The sequence below is a fragment of the Streptomyces sp. 8P21H-1 genome (assembly GCF_013302945.1).
The window spans coordinates 1-5,003 of record NZ_JABTYA010000135.1 but is presented as its reverse complement, the minus strand read 5'-3'; the positions used below and the strand labels follow the sequence as shown (position 1 = coordinate 5,003).

The following is a 5,003-nucleotide window of genomic DNA, read 5'->3' as shown; positions in this document are numbered from 1 at the left end:
TCGTCCGGGCCGCGCGGGGCCTCGGCGTCGGCGCGGCGCTCGTACGGGGCATCGAGGACGCGGCCCGCGCGCACGGGCTGACGGCCGTGGACCTGCACGCGCAGACGCACGCGCTGCCTTTCTACGAGCGACTGGGGTACGTGGCGTACGGGCCGGAGTTCCCCGACGCGGGGATTCCGCACCGGGCGATGCGGCGCTGTCTTTAGCGGGCGACCGGGTTCGGGACGTACGGTCGGCTGCGGGCGGTGGGGGCTTGTCGCGCAGTTCCCCGCGCCCCTGAAGGGGCGCTCCCCGTGGGCGCGGTCGCGCAGGTCGGCGGGGCGTCCGCGGCGGGGGCGGGGCCCGGGGTTCGGTGGCACGCTTGAAGCCTGGTTCCTCCTGAACGTCTAGATCCCCTGGAGCGCTGACCGTGGACCAGCTGGCCCTGCTGTTCGTGCTGCTGCTCGGGGCCGTCGTGAGCGTCCCGCTGGGGGACCGGCTCAAACTCCCCTCACCGGTGCTGATGACCCTGCTCGGGATCGTGCTGGCCCTCCTGCACTTCGTGCCGAACGTGGACATCCCGCCCGAGCTGATCCTGCCCGCGCTGCTTCCGCCGCTGCTCTACGCCGCCGTGCGGCGCACCTCCTGGCGGCAGTTCGCCGCCAACAAACGGCCCATCTTCCTGCTCGCCGTGGCCCTGGTGTTCGTCACCACCGCCGTGGTCGCCGCGGTCGCCCACACGGTCGTACCGGGACTGCCGATCGCCGCCGCGGTGGCGCTCGGCGCGCTGGTGGCGCCGCCCGACCCGGTCGCGGCGACCGCCGTCGCGGGACAGCTCGGGCTGCCCCGCCGCCTGGTGTCGATCCTGGAGGGGGAGGGGCTGTTCAACGACGTGACGGCCATCGTGCTGTACCACGTCGCCATCGCCGCCGCCGTCAGCGGCTCCTTCTCCCTGCCGGGCGCCGCCCTGGACTTCCTGCTCTCCGCCGTCGTCGCCGTGATCGTCGGGGTCGGGCTGGGATGGGGGGCGAACCGGCTGATGGACTACCTCGGCGACCCGACGCTGCAGATCGGGCTGACCCTGCTCGTGCCGTACGCCTCCTACGTGCTGGCCGAGGAGCTGCACGGGTCCGGGGTGCTGGCGGTGCTCACCACGGCCATGTTCCTGGCGGAGTACGCGAACGACGCCGACGACGTCATGACGCGGCTGGCCGGGCACACGTTCTGGAACATCGTCGACACGCTGGTCACCGGGGTGGCGTTCGGGCTCATCGGACTGGAGCTGCACAACGCGATCAGGACGGCGTCGGGGCGGTGGGGCGAGATGCTCGGCTGGGCCGCCGCGGTCGTGGGGGTCGTCGTGTTCGTACGCCTGGCCTGGCTGCTGCCCGCCACCTGGCTGGCCAGGCGGATGCACACGAGACGGGAGCGGGACGAGGACATCCCGACGACCTGGCGCGAGACCGTCGTCATGTGGTGGGCCGGGATGCGCGGGGTGGCCTCCGTCGCGCTCGCGCTGGCCATCCCGCTGACGACGGAGAGCGGGGAACCGTTTCCCCAGCGCAACGAGATGATCTTCATCGCGTTCGGGGTGATCATGGTGACGCTCGTGGTGCAGGGTCTGAGCCTGCCGTGGCTGGTCCGCAGGCTGGGGGTGCAGGCCGACACCGACCACGAGAAGGACTTCGAGAGGACGCTCGCCGTGCGGGCGGCCAGGGCGGCGAAGCAGCGCCTGCGGGAGATCGGGGAGGCGGAGGACCTTCCCGAGGAGCTCACCGAGCAGCTGCTGCGGCGGGCGTTCGACATCGGGTACCGCATCAGTCCCGACCTGGGGGAGGACGAGCGCCGGGAGGCCCATGAGCAGCGGGCCCGGCGGATCAAGCGGGTGCGGCGCATCCAGGGGGAGATGCTCTCCGCCGCGCGGCACGAGGTGCTGGCCGCGCGGAGCGAGGCGGGGGCGGATCCGGAGGTGGTGGACCGGGTGCTGCGCCACCTCGACGTGCGGAGTCTCAGGTAGGGCCCTGCCCTGCTGGATGGCTCCAGCAGGGCAGGGCCCTGGGGTCGGGGTGGGGCGGGTGCGTTTTCGGGTGGCGGGCCGGTGGGGGCTTGTCGCGCAGTTCCCCGCGCCCCTGACGGGCCGGGGGTCAGCCTCGGCCGGTGCGTGGGGGTTCCAGCATGCGGCTTCGCAGGCGGGAGCGGTGGGACTCCGTGCCGTTCGGGCGGGTGGTGCCCGGAGGGAGGATCGCCTCGGCCGTGTTGACGCGGGGGAGGGCGTACGGGTGGTGGCGGGCCAGCCAGCGCAGCATCTGCTCGCGGACGGTGACCCGGACCGTCCAGACGTCGTCCGCGTCCTTCGCGGTGACCAGCGCGCGCACCTCCATCGTGCTGGGGGTGGAGTCGGTGACGGCGAGGCCGTAGTCGCGCCCGTCCCACGCGGAGCACTCGCGCAGGATGTCGCGCAGCTTGTCGCGCATCTCCTCCACCGGCGCGCTGTGGTCCAGGTGGAAGAAGACCGTGCCGGTCATCTGCACCCCGCCGCGGGACCAGTTCTCGAACGGCTGCGACGTGAAGTACGACACCGGCATGGTGAACCGGCGCTCGTCCCAGGTGCGCACGGTCAGGAAGGTGAGCGTGATCTCGTCGACCGTGCCCCACTCGCCGTTCACCACCACCGTGTCCCCGAGCCGCACCATGTCGCCGAACGCGATCTGCAGGCCGGCGAACATGTTGGCGAGCGTGGACTGCGCGGCCACACCGGCGACGATGCCGAGGACACCGGCCGAGGCGAGCAGCGAGGTACCGGCCGTACGCATGGTCGGGAAGGTCAGCAGCATCGCGCCCACCGCCACCACCCCGACGACCGCGGAGACCACGCGCTGGATCAGCGTGACCTGCGTACGGACCCGTCGGACCCGGGCCGGATCACGGTGGGTGTGGGCGTAGCGGGAGTACGAGGACTCGACGATCGCCACCGCGATACGCACCAGCAGCCAGGCCGTGGAGCCGATGAGGACCAGGTTCAGGGCGTGGCCTATCCCCGCGGAGTGCGTGGTGGCGATCTCCGCCTGGTCGTACAGCCCTCTCAGCAGGACCGCGCCCATCGTGAACTGCAACTGAAGACGGCAGCGGCGCAGCAGGCCCCACAGCGGGACCCGGGGGTGGCGTTGATCGGCGCGTCGCAGCAGCAGGTCGACCAGCCAGCCGACGAGCAGCGTCACCACGAGCGAGCCGCCGATCACGATCAGCGGGCGAAGCACGTTCTCCATCCTTGGACCGTAACCGTCCCCGGGGTCGCTAATCTGTAACACCGGTCATACCCGCGGCCCCGGCGCCCCGGACCGGCCGCGGTCCCGGCGCCCCGGACCGGCGTCGTCGGTGGCGGCTGGCACCATGGCCCCATGGACATCATGCTCTTCCACTCGACCTACGGTCTGCGGCCGGCCGTGCGGGACGCGGCGGACCGGCTGCGCGCGGCCGGACACGAGGTGTGGACGCCCGACCTCTTCGAGGGCCGCACCTTCGGGACCGTGGAGGAGGGCATGGCCTTCAAGGACGAGCTGGGCAGGGACGAGCTGCTCAGACGCGCCGTCCTGGCCGCGGCGCCCTACTCGGAGCGGGGGCTCGTGTACGCGGGGTTCTCGCTGGGCGCGGCGACCGCGCAGACCCTGGCGCTCGGCGACGGCAGGGCCCGCGGACTGCTGCTCCTGCACGGCACGTCCGACATCGCGGAGACCGCCTCGGTGGACGAGCTGCCGGTGCAGCTGCACGTGGCGGACCCGGACGCCTTCGAGCCCGACGACTGGCTGACCGCCTGGTACCTGCGGATGGGGAAGGTGGGGGCCGACGTGGAGATCCACCGGTACGCGGGCGCCGGGCACCTCTACACCGACCCCGGCCTGCCGGACTACGACGAGGAGGCCGCCGAGGCCACCTGGCGGGTGGCGCTCGGCTTCCTGGAGACGCTGTAGGGCGGGCGCGCCCGGAAGGGTGCGCCCGCCCCCGGCCCCCGCGGTGCCGGCTACCCGGTCACTCGGCTACCCGGTCACTTGGTGACGCCCGCGTCCTTGAGCGCCTTCTGCCAGTCGGCGACCGAGCCCGGGTTCGTGATCACCTTGTCGTTGATCTTGATGGTCGGCGTCGAGTCGACGCCCTCGGCGTCGTCGAACGACTTGCTCATCCGCATCGCCCAGGCGTCGTACGTGCCCTTCTCGACGGCGTCCCGGAACTTCTTGTTGCCCTTCAGCGCGTCCACCGTGTCCGCCACCTTGATCAGGTAGTCGTCCTCGGCGAGGTCGTCCGTCGACTCCTGCGGGTGGTACTTCGCCGAGTACAGCGCGGCCTTGTACTCCAGGAACGCGTCGGTGCCGACGTTCAGCGCCGCGCCGAGCGCGCTCACGCCGTTCTTCGAGCCCTCGCCGCCGAGGTTCCCGTCGAGGAACGTGCCCAGGGTGAAGGAGAGCTTGTAGTCGCCGTCCTTCATGCCCTTGTTCACGGTCTCGCCGACGGTCTGCTCGAAGGAGGCGCAGGCCGGGCAGCGCGGGTCCTCGTACAGGTGGACCGTGTTGTCGGTCTTGGAGTCGCCGATGACGACGGTCGTGCCGTCCTTGCCGCTGGTGTTGGCGGGCGCGACGACCTTCGCGTCGGCGGCCTCGTCCCACTTCGAGGGCTCGTTGTTCTGCACGACGGCCCAGCCGATGCCGCCGGCTATCGCGAGGACCGCGACGATCGAACCGGCGACGACGAGCTGCCGCTTGGCCTTGTCGCGCTTGGCCTGGCGCTCGCGCTCGACGCGCAGCCGCTCACGGGCCGCCGACTTCGCGGCCTGGCTGTTCCTCTTGCTCATGATCGTTCTCCGTGGTGGTGGCAGGTGTGTGCGGGGACCGGGTGCTCAGGCGGGAACGGCCGAGCACGGCGGTCCACGCCGCCCCAGGGAGTGCACGAACAGGCGCCTGCGCGTGGCGGCGACCCGGCGGACGGGCCGCGGCATCCGGCGCACCGGAGGGAGGGGGGCGGCCACCGCGGCG

General features: G+C 72.2%; 5 protein-coding genes. 3 read left to right on the top strand and 2 right to left on the bottom strand.

Annotated elements, in window-relative coordinates:
* Both HO151_RS02435 and HO151_RS02430 read left to right on the top strand, forming a co-directional pair.
* Positions 1 to 206: GNAT family N-acetyltransferase (locus tag HO151_RS02435; RefSeq protein WP_173894480.1), on the top strand; the 206-nt coding region annotated here is incomplete at its 5' end.
* Between the two features lie 203 nt (positions 207 to 409).
* The gene (locus HO151_RS02430; protein ID WP_173894479.1) at positions 410 to 1,996 is read left to right on the top strand and encodes a Na+/H+ antiporter; all 1,587 of its coding nucleotides are present in this window, start codon (positions 410 to 412) and stop codon (positions 1,994 to 1,996) included.
* Positions 1,997 to 2,123: 127 nt separating this feature from the next.
* On the opposite strand, the gene HO151_RS02425 is transcribed toward HO151_RS02430, so the two are convergent.
* Positions 2,124 to 3,245, bottom strand: a complete 1,122-nt coding sequence (locus HO151_RS02425; RefSeq protein ID WP_173894478.1) for a mechanosensitive ion channel family protein — start codon at positions 3,243 to 3,245, stop codon at positions 2,124 to 2,126.
* 132 nt (positions 3,246 to 3,377) lie between these two features.
* On the opposite strand from HO151_RS02425, the gene HO151_RS02420 reads away from it, so the two are divergent.
* Entirely contained in the window at positions 3,378 to 3,947 is a 570-nt protein-coding gene (locus HO151_RS02420) for a dienelactone hydrolase family protein (RefSeq protein WP_173894477.1), read from the top strand.
* A gap of 74 nt (positions 3,948 to 4,021) precedes the next feature.
* On the opposite strand, the gene HO151_RS02415 is transcribed toward HO151_RS02420, so the two are convergent.
* Positions 4,022 to 4,822 carry a DsbA family protein gene (locus HO151_RS02415; RefSeq protein WP_173894476.1) on the bottom strand — a complete coding sequence of 267 codons (801 nt, stop codon included), beginning with the start codon at positions 4,820 to 4,822 and terminating at the stop codon, positions 4,022 to 4,024.
* Positions 4,823 to 5,003 lie beyond the last annotated feature (181 nt).

What these genes read in the sequence shown, in the direction of transcription:
- HO151_RS02425 (WP_173894478.1), bottom strand. Translation starts at nt 3,245, where the DNA reads ATGGAGAACGTGCTTCGCCCGCTGATCGTGATCGGCGGCTCGCTCGTG.
- HO151_RS02420 (WP_173894477.1), top strand. Translation starts at nt 3,378, where the DNA reads ATGGACATCATGCTCTTCCACTCGACCTACGGTCTGCGGCCGGCCGTG.
- HO151_RS02415 (WP_173894476.1), bottom strand. Translation starts at nt 4,822, where the DNA reads ATGAGCAAGAGGAACAGCCAGGCCGCGAAGTCGGCGGCCCGTGAGCGG.